Source organism: Streptomyces sp. NBC_01618 (assembly GCF_045209435.1).
Taxonomy (GTDB): domain Bacteria; phylum Actinomycetota; class Actinomycetes; order Streptomycetales; family Streptomycetaceae; genus Streptomyces.
On the sequence record NZ_CP109297.1, the window covers coordinates 2,347,408 to 2,361,630 of the forward strand.

The 14,223-nt window shown below is 71.4% G+C and carries 13 protein-coding genes and 1 pseudogene; 6 read left to right on the forward strand and 8 right to left on the reverse strand.

Going from position 1 to position 14,223, the window contains the following annotated elements; translation table 11 throughout:
- The first annotated feature begins 102 nt into the window (after positions 1-102).
- Positions 103-2,058 (forward strand): flavin monoamine oxidase family protein, encoded by a 1,956-nt coding sequence (locus OH735_RS11120; protein ID WP_406381215.1) that lies wholly within the window; start codon positions 103-105, stop codon positions 2,056-2,058.
- Between the two features lie 77 nt (positions 2,059-2,135).
- Here OH735_RS11120 and OH735_RS11125 read toward each other — a convergent pair whose 3' ends face one another.
- Positions 2,136-2,933, reverse strand: a complete 798-nt coding sequence (locus OH735_RS11125) for an EI24 domain-containing protein (RefSeq protein WP_406381216.1) — start codon at positions 2,931-2,933, stop codon at positions 2,136-2,138.
- A 134-nt stretch (positions 2,934-3,067) separates the two neighbouring features.
- Positions 3,068-4,087, reverse strand: coding sequence for an NADP-dependent oxidoreductase (locus tag OH735_RS11130; protein ID WP_406381217.1), 1,020 nt, complete (start codon positions 4,085-4,087; stop codon positions 3,068-3,070).
- Between the two features lie 96 nt (positions 4,088-4,183).
- On the opposite strand from OH735_RS11130, the gene OH735_RS11135 reads away from it, so the two are divergent.
- On the forward strand, positions 4,184-4,627 hold the full coding sequence (locus tag OH735_RS11135) for a MarR family winged helix-turn-helix transcriptional regulator (protein WP_406381218.1): 444 nt from the start codon (positions 4,184-4,186) through the stop codon (positions 4,625-4,627).
- Between the two features lie 86 nt (positions 4,628-4,713).
- Here the strand turns inward: OH735_RS11135 and OH735_RS11140 are convergent, their stop codons facing one another.
- Positions 4,714-5,499 carry a hypothetical protein gene (locus OH735_RS11140; protein WP_406381219.1) on the reverse strand — a complete coding sequence of 262 codons (786 nt, stop codon included), beginning with the start codon at positions 5,497-5,499 and terminating at the stop codon, positions 4,714-4,716.
- 78 nt (positions 5,500-5,577) lie between these two features.
- Between OH735_RS11140 and OH735_RS11145 the strand changes: the two genes are divergently transcribed.
- Together OH735_RS11145 and OH735_RS11150 are read left to right on the forward strand one after the other, a co-directional pair.
- The gene (locus OH735_RS11145; protein ID WP_406381220.1) at positions 5,578-6,144 is read left to right on the forward strand and encodes a hypothetical protein; all 567 of its coding nucleotides are present in this window, start codon (positions 5,578-5,580) and stop codon (positions 6,142-6,144) included.
- A gap of 146 nt (positions 6,145-6,290) precedes the next feature.
- Positions 6,291-7,328: a rod shape-determining protein gene (locus OH735_RS11150; protein WP_406381221.1), complete on the forward strand. Its 1,038-nt coding sequence runs from the start codon at positions 6,291-6,293 to the stop codon at positions 7,326-7,328.
- A gap of 205 nt (positions 7,329-7,533) precedes the next feature.
- Here the strand turns inward: OH735_RS11150 and OH735_RS11155 are convergent, their stop codons facing one another.
- Positions 7,534-7,965: an Lrp/AsnC family transcriptional regulator gene (locus tag OH735_RS11155; protein ID WP_406381222.1), complete on the reverse strand. Its 432-nt coding sequence runs from the start codon at positions 7,963-7,965 to the stop codon at positions 7,534-7,536.
- Positions 7,966-8,147: 182 nt separating this feature from the next.
- Between OH735_RS11155 and OH735_RS11160 the strand changes: the two genes are divergently transcribed.
- Entirely contained in the window at positions 8,148-9,599 is a 1,452-nt protein-coding gene (locus tag OH735_RS11160) for an acyl-CoA synthetase (RefSeq protein ID WP_406381223.1), read from the forward strand.
- A 164-nt stretch (positions 9,600-9,763) separates the two neighbouring features.
- On the opposite strand, the pseudogene OH735_RS11165 reads toward OH735_RS11160, so the two are convergent.
- The 4 genes and pseudogenes from OH735_RS11165 to OH735_RS11180 all read right to left on the reverse strand — a co-directional run.
- Positions 9,764-10,129, reverse strand: a pseudogene (locus OH735_RS11165) (MFS transporter); the annotation flags it as partial.
- Between the two features lie 168 nt (positions 10,130-10,297).
- The gene (locus OH735_RS11170) at positions 10,298-12,181 is read right to left on the reverse strand and encodes an ABC transporter ATP-binding protein (RefSeq protein WP_406381224.1); all 1,884 of its coding nucleotides are present in this window, start codon (positions 12,179-12,181) and stop codon (positions 10,298-10,300) included.
- Positions 12,182-12,307: 126 nt separating this feature from the next.
- The gene (locus tag OH735_RS11175; protein ID WP_406381225.1) at positions 12,308-12,481 is read right to left on the reverse strand and encodes a hypothetical protein; all 174 of its coding nucleotides are present in this window, start codon (positions 12,479-12,481) and stop codon (positions 12,308-12,310) included.
- A 352-nt stretch (positions 12,482-12,833) separates the two neighbouring features.
- Positions 12,834-13,559, reverse strand: a complete 726-nt coding sequence (locus OH735_RS11180; protein WP_406381226.1) for a DUF4328 domain-containing protein — start codon at positions 13,557-13,559, stop codon at positions 12,834-12,836.
- 135 nt (positions 13,560-13,694) lie between these two features.
- Between OH735_RS11180 and OH735_RS11185 the strand changes: the two genes are divergently transcribed.
- Positions 13,695-14,120: a hypothetical protein gene (locus tag OH735_RS11185; protein WP_406381227.1), complete on the forward strand. Its 426-nt coding sequence runs from the start codon at positions 13,695-13,697 to the stop codon at positions 14,118-14,120.
- Positions 14,121-14,223 lie beyond the last annotated feature (103 nt).

Consider the following 14,223-nt stretch of genomic DNA (forward strand, 5'->3'; position numbering starts at 1 on the left):
CCGTCGCCAAGGCAGGGGAGAGCCCCACCTGCGGGTGATTTCCGGGCGCTCTACGCGCGTCCGGGCGAAGGGCATCCTTCCGGGCGCCCCAAGGTGGGCCGCATGACTTCCAAGCCCACCGGAGCCTCCTCCGGCCTGCCCTCCCGGCGCACGATGATCACGGGCGCCGCCGCCGGTGCCGCCGCCCTCGCCACGACCGCCGTCGGCTCCGCGAACGCCGCCGCGCCCCACGCCCTCGACGCCGCCGCCTCCGCCGCCGTGCTTGCCCCCACGGCCGCCCCCGGCTCGGACTGGAACGCCTGCCTGACCATCGCCCGCGCCATCCTCGTACGCGACGAACAGGACCAGCCGCTGGTCCCCGCGTACCGCGACATCCTGCTGTCCAAGGGCCTGCCGCGCAGCCGCAAGGCCCCCAAGAAGGTGCTGGTCGTCGGCGCGGGCCCGGCCGGGCTCACCGCCGCCCATCTGCTCCGCAGCGCCGGGCACACCGTCACCGTGATCGAGGCCAACGGCAACCGCGTCGGCGGCCGGATCAAGACCTTCCGCACGGGCGGCCACGAGCACGCGAAGGCGCCGTTCGCCGACCCGAAGCAGTACGCCGAGGCCGGCGCCATGCGGATCCCCGACAGCCACCCGCTCGTCACCGGGCTCATCGACAGCTTCGACCTGAAGCGCCGCCCCTTCTACCTGGTCGACGTCGACGCCGAGGGCCGGCCGGTCAACCACACCTGGATCCACGTCAACGGCGTCCGGATGCGCAAGGCCGACTACGCGGCGAAGCCGCAGGCGATCAACCGCTCGTTCGGCGTCCCCGCCGAGTTCGAGAACAAGACCGCCGCGGCGATCGTGCGGGATGCCTTCAAGCCCGTGCGGCAGGAGTTCGAGGGCAAGGAGGGCCGCGAGCTCGTCGAGGGCTGGGCACGGGTGGTCCAGCGGTACGGGCACTGGTCGATGTTCCGCTTCCTGACCGAGGCGGCCAAGCTCGACGAGCGCACCATCGACCTCATCGGCACGGTCGAGAACCTCACCTCGCGGCTCCATCTCGCCTTTGTGCACAGCTTCATCGGGGCCTCCCTGATCAGCCCGGACACCGCGTTCTTCGAACTGCCGGACGGCACGGCCACCCTGGCCGACGCGATGTACGAGCGGGTCCGGGACCTCGTGCGGCTGGACCGCCGGGCCACCAGGATCAGTTACGGCGCGAACAGCGTCCGGGTCGAGACGATCTCCGAGGGCCGCGACGGCAAGCCGCTGGCGCGCGAGACGTTCACCGGCGACCGGGCGATCATCACCGTGCCGTTCTCCGGGCTGCGCCACATCCCCGTCGCGCCCCTGCTCTCGTACGGCAAGCGGCGCGCGATCACCGAGATCCACTACGACGCGGCGACCAAGGTGCTGCTCGAATTCAGCCGCCGCTGGTGGGAGTTCGAGGAGAAGGACTGGAAGACCGAGCTGGACCGCATCAGGCCCGGCCTGTACGACGCCTACCGGCTGGGCAGGGCCCCGGCCGACGGTTCACTGCTCGGCGCCCACCCCTCCGTACCGCCCGGTCACCTGCCGCCCAACCAGCGAATGCACTACGCGGCGTACCGGGCCACCGCGCGCGACCAGCCCGAGGCGGCGCACGTCATCGGCGGCGGATCGGTCACCGACAACCCCAACCGCTTCATGTTCCAGCCGTCCCACCCGGTCGAGGGCAGCGCGGGCGGTGTCGTCCTCGCCTCGTACAGCTGGGCCGACGACGCGCTGAAGTGGGACTCGCTGGACGACGACGAACGCTATCCGCACGCCCTGGGCGGGGTGCAGGACGTGTACGGGCAGCGTGTCGAGGTCTTCTACACGGGCGTCGGCGCCACCCAGTCGTGGATGCGCGACCCGTACGCGTACGGCGAGGCGTCGGTGCTGCTGCCGGGCCAGCACACCGAGTTGTTCGCCGATGTGCGCTCGGTGGAGGGGCCGCTGCACTTCGCCGGCTGCCACACCTCGATCAAGCCGGCCTGGATCGAGGGGGCCCTGGAGTCGGCCGTCAGGTCCGCGCTGGAGGTGCACACCAGCTGACCGGTGTCCGGCAGGCGCCGCTCGGCGGGCCGGGCCGGCCAGGGGTGACGCCCGCCGGACGAGCAGCGGTTCGCGTCTCAGCCCTTGTGGAGGGTGTACGGGGCGGGGGCCGCGCCGTCGTCCTCGTCCTCGTCCTCGTCGGGCGCCACCAGGTCGCGGGCCAGCAGGGTGGCCCCGGCGACGGCGCCCGGCATCAGGAACACGGCGACGAACGGGACGAGGAAGGCGAGGCCCAGCGGCACGCCGAAGCCGAGGGTGAGCAGGCGGCGGCCGCGCAGCAGGGCGAGCCGGTCCTTCAGGACCATGCCGCGGCGCTGGAGCGCGACGGCGGTGAGTTCCTCGGCGAGGAAGTAGCCGGTGACGCAGAAGCCGATCGCGGGGACGACGGTCTGACCGACGACCGGAATGAATCCGAGGGCGAAGAGCAGCACCGAGTACAGCCCCACCCGCACCAGGACGCGGACGCTGTCACGGGCGGAGATCCACAGTTCCCGCCAGAGCGGCAGTCCGGACTCGGGGACCTCACCGCCCTCCGTGCGGTCGACCTGCTCGGAGAGCGACTCGTAGAAGGGCTGGCCGACCAGCAGCGTCACGGCAGTGAACGTGATCACGGCGAGGAAGAGCCCGAGGGCGAAGACCAGCACGGTCAGGGTGGTGCGGAGCAGGCCGGCCCAGGGCGACGACCAGTCGTCGGCGAAGGGGGTCGCCCCGCTCACCAGGTCGTCGGCGCCGTAGCCGAGACCGACGAGCGCTGCCGCGTACAGAACGAGGGTGATGAGTCCGGGCAGCAGCCCGAAGCCGAACCAGCGTCCGTGCCGGCCGACCCATCGCTGTCCCTTGATCAAGTAGCCGAAGCCCACCCCTAGATCACGCATGGCGTCAGGGTACTGGTGTGGGCGGGGGCCTCTCCCGGCGCGGTGGGCCCGGTGCACGGCCGAGGGCCGCACCCCCGTGACGGGGATGCGGCCCTCGGTCGGTTGCGAGCGGTCAGGCGACCGACAGCTCGACTTCAGGCGAGGGAGACGATCATCTTCCCGGTGTTCTCGCCGCGCAGCAGGCCGAGGAAGGCGTCGAAGCCGTTCTCGATGCCCTCGACGAAGGTCTCGCGGTACTTCAGCTCACCCGAGGCCAGCCAGCCGGCGACCTCCTGGACGAACTGCGGCTGGAGCGCGGCGTGATCGCCGACGAGCATGCCCTGGATGCGCAGCCGCTTGCCGATGACGAGGGCGAGGTTGCGCGGGCCGGGGGTCGGCTCGGTCGCGTTGTACTGGGCGATCATCCCGCAGACGGTGACGCGGCCGTGCACGTTGAGCGAGGAGATCGCGGCTTCGAGGTGTTCGCCGCCGACGTTGTCGAAGTAGACGTCGATGCCGTCGGGAGCGGCCTCGCGCAGCTGCTCGGCGACCGGGCCGTGCTTGTAGTTGAACGCCGCGTCGAAGCCGTACTCCTCGATGAGGAGCTTGACCTTCTCGTCGGATCCGGCCGAACCGATGACCCGTGAGGCGCCCTTGAGCTTCGCCATCTGGCCGACCTGGCTGCCGACCGCACCGGCCGCGCCGGAGACGAAGACGGCGTCGCCCGCCTTGAAGGAGGCGACCTCGAAGAGGCCGGCGTAGGCGGTGAGACCGGTCATGCCGAGCACGCCGAGGTAGGCGGAGAGCGGGGCGAGCGACGGGTCGACCTTCACCACGCGTTCGGCCGGGACCTCGGCGTACTCGCGCCAGCCGAGACCGTGCAGGACGTGGTCACCGACCGCGATGCCCGCCGCGTTCGACGCAATGACCTCGCCGACCGCTCCGCCGTCCATGGGGTGATCGAGCTCGAAGGGCGGGGTGTACGACTTCACGTCGTTCATCCGGCTCCTCATGTAGGGGTCGACCGAGAAGTGCAGATTGCGGACGAGGACGCGGCCCTCGCCGGGAGCGGTGACCGGGGCCTCACGCAGTGCGAAATCCTCGGCCTTCGGCCAGCCGTGCGGGCGGGCCACGAGGTGCCATTCACGGCTGGACGCGGGAAGTGCTGCAGACATGGGCTCCGGGTCTCCTCGATGAAAATACTTCACAACGTGAAACAACCATGCTCCTGGATATTTCACAATGTCAAGTAACTGGTTATCGTGGGTGTCATGGCCACCACCCGTACAGACCCTCTGACCCTCGAAGTCGTCGAGCTCATCGGCACCGTCGTGGCGCGTTACCACGAGGAGTACGACGAGGCCGCGGCGGCCTACTCCCTCACCGGCGCCCAGGCGCGCGTCCTCGGGCTGCTCGCCCTGGATCCGATACCCATGCGCAAAATCGCCCAGAAGCTGAAGTGCGAGCCGTCGAACGTCACCGGCATCGTCGACCGGCTGGAGACCCGCGGCCTGGTGGAGCGCAGGCCGGATCCGGCCGACCGACGGGTGAAGCTGGCCGCCCCGACGGAGAAGGGCGCGCGGACGGCGCAGGAGCTGCGCGATTCGCTCACGTTCGCCCGGGAGCCGCTTGCCGAGCTGTCGCACGAGGACCGGGCGACGCTGCGGGACCTTCTGCGGCGGATGCTCGGGGAGCCGGGCCCGCGCCACGACTGAGGGCAGGGCGTGGCCGGGGGCCGGGCGGGCGAACGGCTCAGGGGCAGACCCGGGTCAGCAGCAGAACCGGGCCGCGAGCAGGACGCTCAGGAGCAGAACCAGAGGAACCAGCATGTCTCGGACCGGGTCGGCGTCGGCGTCGGGGTCGGGGTGGGCGACGCCGGGGGTGCCGACCGTGTCGGGTCGCTGCCGGGCCGGGCGGGGGGCGACGGATCGCCGGACGTCCCCTCGGTGGCGTCGGGGCCGGGCGACGGGTCCGCGGAGGCGGACGGCCCGGTGGCGGGCGCGGCGGTTTCCGGTACTACCGGCACTGCACCGGAACCCTCGGGGCGGGCGCTGCCCGTCGCCCCGCCCGCGCCCGTGGCACCGGCGGGGTGCGTGTCGGTGGCCGGGACCACGGAGGGGCCGTCCACCGGGCCGGGCCGTTCGGCCGCGTCGCTCGCCGAGAGGACCGGGGCCGGCTCGGTCGTATCCAGGACCGCTTCGCGTACGTAGTCCGAGGCGCGGTCGTCGCCGTTCGGCTCGATGGCCAGCTCGGCCAGGCTCAGCAGCCCCGCCGCGAGCACCACGCCGAGCACGACGAGCAGGGCCGTCCGGCCCCGACGGCGGTGTGCGCGCTTGCCACGCCGCTGCGCCCCGGCCCTCCGGTCCGGCCTGCGGGAACCGGAAGTGCCGCGCGTGGGCCGGGCAGCACCGCGCCCCCGGCGGCGTCCCCCGGGCCGGGGCGGTGCGGACGGTTCGCGCTCCGCGTCCGGTTCGTGGCCGGTAAACGCGGGCGTGGCGTAGTGGCTCAGCGCCTCCGCGGGGGTTCCGCATCCGGCGCAGGCCAGGGCGCCGTTGAGATGCCGTTGACACGGGTGGCAATAATCCATGGCGCCCGCAGATTAGATGCCTGTAGGACAACATAGAAAGCCGCCCATGTGAGGATCCTGTGTGGAACCGTTGAATCCATGACCGCGCCCACGCCTTTCGGCCCCCGTGAGTTCCAGCTCGTCCTGCTGCGCCGGATGGCCGACCATCAGCCCGCCCTCGTCGACGAGGCCCGGCAGGAGCTGAGCGCCTCGCTCGCCGAGATGCGGGAGGCCAATCGGCGTTGGCAGGCCATGGTGCGGGCGCCGCGGGGGCGGGGCGCGCTGCGGCGCTACCGTTCGGTGCTCGGTGAGCCCGAGTCGTCCGTACCCCGCACGATCGGCGACCTGGAGTGCGACGCGCTGCTGTGGCCGGTGCCGCTCTGGCCTGATCTGCGGTTCGAGGTGATGGTCGCGCCGGGCGGGACCGTATGGAACGAATGGCTGGTGCGGGCGCCGGGAGCGCCGGGTCCCGAACTGCGTACGGTCGCGGATCTGCGCCCCTGGTCGGGCACGGTGGACGAGGTCGCCCGGGCCTTCGCGCCGGCCCGCCCGATGGAGGGCAGCGCGCCCACCCGGTGGGCGCTCGCGATCAACACGCCCGACACGGGTGAATCGTATGTCGCCGAATTCACCTGGGGGCTGTTCCAGCGACTGCTGCCCGGCTGACCTCTGCGTACCGGCTGCGCTGTCACTCCGTCAGCCCCGTACCTCCTACGGCTCATCCCGACGGGCGCGATGACTCCGAACGGCGCACGATGCGAAGAGAGCCGGCTGCCGCCGGAACCCCCTCAGTGCTCTCGGGAGAACCTGCCGTGACCGTCAGCCTTGAGCAGTTGCGCCGTTGCCATGTCGCCGTCGACCTCGGGGCCGCCCGGACCCGTGTGTACGTCAAGGGACTCGGGCTCGTCGTCGACGAGCCGAGCGCCGCCGCCATGAACACCCGTACCGGCTCGCTCATCGCCGTCGGCGAACTCGCCGAACAGATGACGGGCCGCACCCCCGACTACATCCGGGTGGTCCGCCCGGTCACCGGTGGAACCGTCATCGACATCGAGATGGCCCAGCGGATGCTCCGCCAACTGCTCGGCGAGAAGCTCCGCCGCCAACTGCGCCGCAAGCCCCGGCTGCGGGCCGCCGCCTGCACCCCGCACGACAGCGATCCGCTCGCCCAGCGAGCCACCATCGAGACGTTGGTGGGGCTGGGCGCCCGGCGGGTCGAGCTGGTCGACACCCTGATCGCGGCGGCCGTCGGCTGCGGGCTCCCCGTCGAGCAGCCGACCGCGACCATGATCATGGTGTGCGGGGCGGCGACCACCCAGATCGCGGTGCTCTCGCTCGGCTCGATCGTGACCGCCGTACGTGTCCCGGTCGGCGGCGACGCCATCGACCACACGGTGATCCAGTATCTGCGCCATCACCACGAGTTGATGCTGCCGAGCCAGTCCGTACGACCGCTGCAACTGGCGCTCAACGGCAGTGGTCTGAGCTCGCACGGGCCCGCCACGACCGAGATCCACGGCCGGGACGTGGCGACCGGTCTGGCCCGCTCGGTGGAGGTCGACACCGCCGCCGTGCGGAAGGCGATCCACGCCCCGCTGACCGCCGTGCTCGACGGTCTCGGCAAGATCCTGCGCGACTGCCCGCCCGACCTGGTGGCCGACCTGGTCGACTGCGGGATCATGATGGTCGGCGGCAGCGCGCTGCTGCCCGGCCTCGATCGGATGCTGCGGGAGGCGACGGGCATGCCCGTGCACATCGCGGACCGGCCCGACGTGTGCTCCGTACTGGGGCTCGGTGCGATGCTGGACGGGAAGATCGAGCCGATGGTCCTCGACCCGCTTGCCTGCTGAGCACTGCGGGGGTGCGCGGATGACCGAAGAGACGGAGAACAGGGCGGCGGCGCACCCGCGCGCGGGGCCCCCGGACGCGGAGGCGCCCCCGACGGGCGGGCCGCGGTCCGGCTGTCGGTCGCCGACGACGGCCGCGAGGAGGGCGGCTCGCGTTCGTCGACCGTGACCTGGCAGGCGCCGCTCTGAAAGCGGCCCGCGCGACCCGTCATCTGGCAGGCGCCGCTCTGAGCGCGACGCGGGTGTTGGAGTGGGCGACACCGGCCTCCCGCTTGAGCCTGCGCAGCAGTCCGTCCAGGGCCGCGGTGTCGGCCAGGGTGGCCCGTACGAGGTAGTCGTGGCCGCCGGTCACATGCACGACCTCGGTGATGCCGGGCAGCGCGAGCACCGCCCGCTCGAACACCTCGTTCGTCGTGTCGATCCGCAGCGTCACGTCGATGAAGACGACGAGACCCGTACGGGTGTCGGCGGCCGGGTCGATGATCACGGTGAAGCCGCGGATGACGCCGTCGCGCCGCAGCCGGCGCACCCGGTCGGCCGCGGCGTTGGCGCTGAGCCCGACCCGTACGCCCAGATCGCGGTACGAGATCCGGGCGTCCTCCTGGAGGATGCCGAGGATCTCCCTGTCCAGACGGTCCATGCTGCGATTGTCTCAGCTTTGTCCGGTTCGCGACCTCGCAAGGCGCACCGGGGCCGTACCCGGGGCCGCGTTCCGGCCGCGTTGCCTCGCACGGCGCAGCCCGGCGGACCCACGGCCGGGCCTGTCCGGCGGATCATGGCCGGACAGGCCCTGGACCGACGGTAGGTCTTAGGGTGCGGTGCGTGACTTCTCTTCTGTGTGTGCCCGATGACGGTTCCGTCCGTGAGGCCATCCGGTTCGGCGAACACTCCCTGACGTACGACCGGCTGGCCATGGCCTCCGCCGCGCTCGCCGCACGTCTCACCGGTGCCGGACGGGTCGCCGTCTGGGCCACTCCCACGCCCGGGACCGTGGTCGCCGTCGTGGCCGCGCTGCGGGCCGGGGTGCCGGCGGTGCCGCTCAACCCGAAGACGGGGACGCGCGAACTCGGGCACATCGTGGCCGACAGCGAACCAGGCATGGTGCTGGCCGGGGCGGGCGACGTCCTCCCGCCGGTGCTGGACGCACTGGACCGGATCGATGTCGGGACGGCCCCGGACGGCGCGGCGTGCCCCACGCTCCCCGAGCCCTCCCCCGAGTCCCCCGCGCTGATCGTCTACACCTCCGGCACCACGGGCCCGCCCAAGGGCGCGGTCCTGCCGCGGCGGGCGATCGCCGCGTCGCTGGACGCGCTGGAGGACGCCTGGCGGTGGACCGGCGACGACGTGCTCGTCCACGCCCTGCCGCTGTTCCATGTGCACGGTCTGATCCTGGGCGTGCTCGGGCCGCTGCGTCGGGGCGGATCGGTGCGGCACCTGGGCCGGTTCTCGACCGACGGGGTGGCGCGGGAGCTGTCGTCCGGCGGCACGATGCTTTTCGGCGTACCGACGATGTACCACCGGCTGGCCGAGGCCCTCGACGGCTCCGGCCCGGACGCGGCCGGGCTGGCGAAGGCGCTGGCCGGGGCCCGGCTGCTGGTGTCCGGTTCGGCCGCGCTGCCGGTCCACGACCACGAGCGGATCGCGGCGGCGACCGGCCGCCGGGTCATCGAGCGGTACGGCATGACGGAGACCCTGATGAACACCGGCGTCCGGGCCGACGGCGAACCGCGCCCCGGCACGGTCGGCGGCCCCCTGCGCGGCGTCGAACTCCGTCTGGTCGAGGAGGACGGCACCGTACTCACCGACCCCGACACCATCGGCGAGATCCAGGTGCGCGGCCCGAACCTCTTCACCGGCTATCTGAACCGCCCCGACGCCACGGCCGCGGCGCTCACCGAGGACGGCTGGTTCCGTACGGGGGACATGGCCACCCGCGATCCCGACGGCTACGTACGGATCGTCGGCCGCAAGGCCACCGATCTGATCAAGAGCGGCGGGTACAAGATCGGCGCCGGTGAGATCGAGAACGCGCTCCTCGACCACCCCGGCGTCCGCGAGGCCGCCGTCACCGGTGAACCGGACCCGGATCTGGGCGAGCGCATCGTCGCCTGGGTGGTGCCGGCCGACCCCGCCGCGCCCCCGGCGAAGGACGAACTCGCGGACCATGTGGCCGCCCAGCTGGCCCCGCACAAGCGCCCGCGTACGGTCCGCTACCTGGAGGCGCTGCCCCGCAACGACCTGGGCAAGATCATGAAGCGGTCGCTGTCTGCCTGACGGGTCACGGGCTACGGGTCACGGGCTACGGGCTACGGGCAGGGCCTTACGCCCGGATCAGGCGGGATCAGAACGGATCCGGCCCGATCCGGGAGCGGGGTCCGGGAGCGGGATCCGGGAAAGCCGGGAAAGGGGTCCGGGAGCCGGGGTCCGGTGCCGAGCCGTCACGGCTGCGGGTTCTTCGCGTCGTACCGCACGAATCCGCGCCACCGCAGCCCCAGCAGCGACACGGCGACGACGCAGGCGATCCCGCCGCCGGTCACGGCCAGGCCGGGCGAGGTCAGGTCCGCGACCGATCCGGCGAGGAAGTCGCCGAGCCTCGGTCCGCCCGCCACGACGACGATGAACACGCCCTGCAGCCGCCCCCGCATCTCGTCCGGCACGGCCGCCTGGAGCATGGTGTTCCGGAAGACCATCGAGGTGGTGTCCGCGGCGCCGGCGAGCGCCAGGAAGATCAGTCCGAGCCAGAGCTGACGGGTCAGGCCGAAGAGCGCGATGGCGGTGCCCCAGCAGGCGACGGCGAGGAGCACTGGCGGTGTGCGGGTTCTTCGGCTGTTTCGGCTGTTTCGGTCACAGCGGATGGTAGCGACCGGCGTGCGTCCGACGGTCCGACGGCCATCGGGTACGGCTCGTACGCCTGCGGGCCTCCGCGTCAGGAAGCGTGGCCGGCCGCGAAGTTGGGCACCGTGACCGCCCGCCTACCGCCAGTGGATTCCCGACGGGCGGGCGGACGGGTACACGGTGCCGTTACAGGGTTGGGTACGGCGCTCGAACAGGGTGGCGTACAGACCGTTCCGGCCCAGGAGTTGGGTGTGCGTGCCCGACTCCACCAGGCGTCCCTCGTCCAGGACGAGGATGCGGTCGGCGTCTGCGGCAAGGGCCAGATCGTGTGTGATCACGATGGTGGTGCGCCCCTCGGCGAGGCGCCGCAGCGGTGCGAGGATGCGCTGTGCAGCCAGTCTGTCCAGTCCGGTGGTGGGCTCGTCGAGCAGGAGCACGGGCGCGTCGCGCAGCATGGCGCGGGCGATCGCGATCCGCTGCAACTGCCCTCCGGAGAGCCGGGACGTGCCAGTGGATATGACGGTGTCATATCCCTCTGGCAGAGTCTGGATGAAGGCGTGGGCGTCGGCCGCCCGTGCGGCCTCCACGACGTCACGGTGGGTCGCATCGGTGCGTCCGCAACCGATGTTCTCCTCGATGGTGTCGTGCAGAACGAGCGTCTCCTGCGGCAGCAGCGTGATGTTCCCGCGCAAGTAGGTCAGCGGCAGCTGATCCACGGACACGCCATCCAGATGGATGCTGCCGGCATCCGGGTCGTAGAACCTCAGCAGCAGAGCCGCCAGCGTCGACTTGCCCGCGCCGCTGGGGCCGGTGATGACCAGCAGCTCCCCGGGACTCGCGGTGAACGAGAGGTCCCGGAGAACGGGCTCGCTGCTGCCCGGGTAGTGGAAGAGGACATTGCGCGCCTCCACCTCGCCGAGCGCACGGCTCCGGGGCGGGGCGGGCACGGAGGCGGCCGGGTCGGTGACGGCGGGTCGGGCGTCGAGGATCTCCAGCAGCCGCTCGGCTCCCGCGGTCGCGGCGGTGGCCGTCAGACCGAGCTGGCCCAGGGAGCGGATCGGCGGGTAGAGGTAGCCGATGAAGGCGGCGAAGGCCAGGAGCTGCCCGAGGGTCATCCGTTTCGCGGAGATCTCCCACACCCCCAGGCCGATGATCGTCAGGACGCACAACGTTTCGAGGACTTCGACGAGTTGCTCGTAGAACTCGGTGAGGCGGACGGCCTTAACCGCCATCTTCAGGCGGATGCGTGCCTTGCCGAAGAGCCGCGCCTCCTCGTCGGGCTGCCTGTTGTACGCCTGCGTCATGACGACGTTGACCAGCGTCTCCTCGACGACTGCCGTGATGGCGCCGTCGGCCGCGCGGCCGCGCCGGGACACCGCGCGCAGTGGCTGGGTGAATCGGCTGGTCGTGAACCAGAAGAGCGGCACCATGAGAAAGGTGGCGAGGGCCAGGTCCCAGCGCAGCCACAGGGCCGCGGCGGCGTAGAAGAGTGTGCTGAACACGGCCGAGGCCGCCCCGACGATGCCGGAGACCACGAGCGCTTCGATGGCTTCCACGTCACCGGTCAGCCGCTCCACCAGGTCACCGCGCCGATTGCGTTGGTAGAAGTGCGGCGGGAGGGTCTGGAGATGGCTGAAGACCCGCGCCCGCAGCCGCATCACGAAGCGTTCGGCGGTCCAGGCCGCGATCGAGTGGCCCAGATATCCCACCACCGCGCCGATGACGGCCACGGCGAGCCACTGGCCCGCCGGTTTCCAGAAGGCGCTGACCGAGCCGGTCTGCAGGGCCGAGTCGGTGAGTTCGGCGAAGAGCAGGACGGTGATGGTCTCGGCGACGGCGGCGAGGACGGCGCACAGGAAGATGAAGACGAGCCAGCGCCGGTCTCCTGCGGTCAGTGGCCAGAAGCGCCGGAACGCCACCATGATGCTGATGGGGTCGGTGCGAATCGGTACATCCGTCACCGAGTCCTGAGAAGTCTCTTCGGAGGGCGCTGGGCCTCGTGATGAACTGCGCAGGCGCATGGGCTCACGTCACAGAGGTGCTCGGACTATGGACCATCTCCATAGGCGCGGACCCCAAGACCGCGAGGCCGACCCACGCCGGAGCGCGAGCCCGCCTCGCTTTGGGGATGGGAAGGGAATTTCGGGTCAGTAACCCCCGTAACCCCCGCGGCCGCCACGACGGTCGCCGAAGTCGCCACGGCCCCAGTCGTCTCCACGTCCGCCGCGGTCGCCGAAGTCGTCTCCACGACCCCGTCCGCGTCCGCGTCCGTAGTCACCGTGGTCCCTGTCCCTGTGGTCGAAGATGTTGCGTACCTTCATCTTCGCCTCCTTTGGAGGGTTACGCTGCATGCCGCTCCTTGTTCTTGCTGCGGCACTACCGACACTACGTCCGCCCCCTACGGCCAACAACTCGTAGACGCCGCAATCAGCGGAAATCTTACGAAATACCGTAAATCTTCGGAGCGTTGTCATAAGTGACTCTCCGGAGACCCCCGGAAACACGCCCCGCCGCCCGCAATCGAGTGCGTCCGTACGTCACCTGACGCCGCAGGGGATCGGACGTACGAGCCACCCGGTAGCGATACGGCAGCCTGCATACCCGCAGGTCATGGCATCAACAGGTCAGCGTGAACCCGTCAACCTCGCTGCTCGGCCCGCCTCCGGATCGCCCTCAGCCGACGGGTTCTCCGGACCGGGCGACCGGCCCATGCATTGCCTTGACATGTTGCATGTGCGTCAGAGTGCGGACCAACCGGATGGCGAGTACGGCGCAGGCGATGTCGAGAAGGTCGGCGAGCGTGAGCAGGCCGAGTCCCACGTTCGCCGTGCCGATCGATTCGGCCATGCCGTAGACCACTCCCCCGCTCAGGGCCACGAAGCCCTGAGCGAGCCAGAAGCCCCACCAGAGGTTGATCGGGCCACGGCCCGGCCGGTCGGGTGCGTACGGCCCCTCGGGGCGGCTCGCGTTCCAGATGTCGAGGCTGATCCGGCGCGGGAACCACAGGTTGACGACCGGGACGAGCCAGCCCCAGCCGGTCCAGCCGCGACCCCGTCGGTGAGTGCCGGGGGCGAAGACTTCGGCGTTGTCGCGCAGGCGGTAGAGCCAGCACAGGTAAACAATTCCGGTGGTGAGGTAGACCATGCTCTGGAGCAGGCCGAAGAGGTCGTAGACGAGCTGCCTCTTCTCGACCCCGGGAACCGCGAGCAGGGCCGCCCCGGGGTCCGCCGCGCCGCGCAGCAGGCCGTACAGGTATCCCCCCGAGGCGAGCGACAGCACATCCGTGACGATCACGGCGACGAGCAGAAGAGAAGCGGCCAGTCCCAGACCGACCGGTGAGCGCAGCACCGCGAGGTAGGCGGGCGAAGGGGCGACGGCGTACGCCGCATTCGTATTCACACTCCGACCAGCGGCTCCACCGCCCCGGGCGTCACACCCGCGGGCGTATCGAGGAGCGGAGAAGAGCCGCTCCGACCGAGGGTGCGGCCGAATCCAACAAGCACTTTGTGTAATCAACCAGGTACCCTGTGTGATGTGCTCGTGTTGCGGCGTCACTCCCGGTCGGCGGCCACTGCGGTCCTCGCCGCGGTGCTGGCCGCCCTCATGCACGCGCTGGCCTGCGCCCATGGGCCCGAGTTCGGGCGCGCGGCCGTGTCCGACTCGCTTCCGGTCGCGGCCGCGGCCGCGGTCGTGACTGCCGCGTCGGCGTCGAGCCCGGTATCCGCGCCGGCCATCGGGGAGCGGGGGCTGCGGTTCGCCGAATGCACGGGGGGCGATGACCCCGGTGTGCTGTCCCGGGACGTGTGCGTGGCACCGGCGCCGGAGGTGATCGCGCCCGCGAGCGCGGTGGAGCCGGAGTCGCTGGCGATTGCCCGGCGCAGAGCGCCGGAGGCGGGGGCGCCCGGGGATCAGGGCGAGCAGCAACGGATGCGGTCGGTGCTGGGCGTGTGGCGGACGTGACCGGGACCCGCCGCGCGGCGTGACGGGAGTGGCCGGATGGCCCCGTCGTGCCGTGGTGGCGTTCGCGTCCTGAACAGCCGTCACGATCACGCGGCCCGCCGAG